The 2,324-nt window shown below is 70.4% G+C and carries 2 protein-coding genes, 1 rRNA gene and 1 pseudogene; 3 read left to right on the forward strand and 1 reads right to left on the reverse strand.

What is annotated here, in order from left to right; translation table 11 throughout:
• Positions 1-10 precede the first annotated feature (10 nt).
• From rrf to EHS43_RS42930, 3 genes and pseudogenes are all read left to right on the forward strand, one after another.
• Positions 11-127 (forward strand): 5S ribosomal RNA (rrf, locus tag EHS43_RS42920).
• Between the two features lie 61 nt (positions 128-188).
• The gene (locus EHS43_RS42925) at positions 189-734 is read left to right on the forward strand and encodes a GNAT family N-acetyltransferase (RefSeq protein WP_125195869.1); all 546 of its coding nucleotides are present in this window, start codon (positions 189-191) and stop codon (positions 732-734) included.
• A gap of 21 nt (positions 735-755) precedes the next feature.
• Positions 756-1,617: pseudogene (locus EHS43_RS42930) on the forward strand (GNAT family N-acetyltransferase).
• Positions 1,618-1,634: 17 nt separating this feature from the next.
• Here the strand turns inward: EHS43_RS42930 and EHS43_RS42935 are convergent.
• The coding region (locus EHS43_RS42935) for a type IV secretory system conjugative DNA transfer family protein (protein ID WP_221740823.1) at positions 1,635-2,324 on the reverse strand (690 nt) is incomplete at its 5' end.

Consider the following 2,324-nt stretch of genomic DNA (forward strand, 5'->3'; position numbering starts at 1 on the left):
TTCATAGTGTTTCGGTGGTCATAGCGTGAGGGAAACGCCCGGTTACATTCCGAACCCGGAAGCTAAGCCTTACAGCGCCGATGGTACTGCAGGGGGGACCCTGTGGGAGAGTAGGACACCGCCGAACAATTTTTGGGAAAACCCCCGTGCCGTTGGCACGGGGGTTTTCTGCGTTTAGGGTCGACCGTATGAACTATGTAATCCGTTCCGTCCGCGCCGATGAATGGCCCGCCGTCAAGGAATTGCGGCTGGCGGCCCTTCGGGATCCGGTTGCGCCTCTCGCCTTCCTGGAGACCTACGAGGAGGCCGTCGTGCGGCCCGACTCCTTCTGGGAGGAGCGGACCGCCAGAGGTGCCGAGGGGGCGGACGAGGTCCAGACGATCATCGCCGAGGCGCCGGACGGGCGGTGGGTCGGGACGGTGACGGTACTGCTGGAGGAGCCGGGGACCACGGACTGGGCCGGCTTCGCGGTCGAGCGGAAGCAGGGGCACCTCGTCGGGGTGTTCGTACGGCCCGAGGAACGCGGGAGCGGGCTCACCGACGTGCTGTTCGACGCCGCAGTGGAGTGGGCGTGGGCGCACGGGGCCGAGCGGGTGCGGCTGATCGTGCACGAGGACAACGGGCGGGCACAGCGGTTCTATCGCAAGGTGGGCTTCGAACCGAGCGGGGTGCGAGTGCCGTTGCCGCAGGCCCCGGGGGAGTCCGAACTGGAATTCGTGCTGGCACGCGACTGAGCCGGCCGGGGATCATGGGGCATGCGACCGGATGACTGGCACCTCACCGACGACGTCGACGACTTTCTCGCCCGCGCTGGGGGGTTCCTGCGCTCGCGCCCCGTCGCGCACATCATGCCGCTGACATGGACCGCGAGACTTGGTGCTCGCGGGGCGGCCGTGTACGGCGCCGAGGACGCCGTATTCGGTGTGCTGGAGCGGGAGGGAGAGGTGCACGCCGTCTTTCTTCTACCGGCTCTCGCCCCGCCGTGGACTGAGCTCCACCCCGCTCACGCCCGATCAGGCCGACGGGCTCGCGGCCCGGCTGCTCGCCCTCGGGCACTCCGTTCCTTCCGTCAGCGCGGACGAGAGCACCGCGGCCGCCTTCGCCGACTCCTGGCGGCGGCACACGGGCGCGCGGCCCAGGGTCAGGGTGCGGCTCCATCTGAACCGGCTCGGCACGCTCACCCCGCCCGAGCCGTTCCCGGCGGGGCGGGGACGGCCCGTGGGGGAGCGGGACCACGAGCACCTCATGGAGATGTGCCGTGGGTTCACCGCGGACGTGGGGGAAGCTGTCACCATCGACGCAGGCAACTGGGCCCGCACCCGCTTCGCCGACAAGCACTACACGTTCTGGGAGACCCCGGACGGCACGCCCGTCTCCATGGCGGGCGCGAACCCGGTGGTCGCCGGGCTGGTCCAGGTGGACCCCGTGTACACGCCGGGCCACCTGCGCGGCCGGGGGTACGCGGGTGCCGTGACGGCCGAGGTGAGCCGGGCCGCGCTGCTGGCGGGCGCCCGGGATGTCGTGCTGTTCACGGACGCGGCCAACCCCACGAGCAACGCCCTGTATCGGCGGCTCGGGTATGTGCCGGTCGTCGACTGGATCTCGTACGACCTCTGAGCTCGGGCCTTCGCGCTCTACGCCGGGAGGTCCGTGTCCGGCCAGCGGGTGCGGGCCTGTTCGCGGGACCGGAGCAGGGCCAGGGTCGGCAGGCCCTGGACGGCTCCGGTGGCCAGGAGGTCCGGTAGCTGGGGAAGCGGTGCCACGGCTGCGATGTCGTCCAGGACGAGGGTGAGTGGTGGGTCGAGGCGACCGGAGGATGACCGTTCGGCCATGCGCCGGCCACGCTCGACCACGCTTGAGGTGAGGGCCGTCAGGAGGGGCATCGCGCCAGGATTGGTCCTGGGGTCCTCGATGGATTCACCGACCACATAAAGCGTGCCCCCTTCGTCCACGAAGGAATCCAAGGCGAGGGCATCATTTCGGTTGGGAGTGCATGCCTCGCGGATGTTGACCGTGAAGAGGGCCGAGAGTGCTCGGCCGGCCAGCTCCTGGGCGATGTCACGGCGTTCGGGGTGCGCGGTGAGGGCCGCTTCGAGTTCGCCCGCGGAGCCGGGGGCCGCCTTCGGGTGGGTGCGGAGGGTCTTCACGGCGTCCTGGACCTGCGTGCCCTGGCACCAGCGGTGGACGTGGCGGATGGTGCGGGACTCCAGGGCGGCGGCGTGCAGGTAGCTGCGCAGGAGTGTTTCGGCCGTGTCGGCCACGGCCTGGTCGATCCTCGCGGTGGGGCGGACGGGGGCGAGCAGGGCCCGCGCTCTCGCCTTGGC

It is taken from the genome of Streptomyces sp. RP5T (assembly GCF_003933965.1).
Classification (GTDB): Bacteria; Actinomycetota; Actinomycetes; order Streptomycetales; family Streptomycetaceae; genus Streptomyces.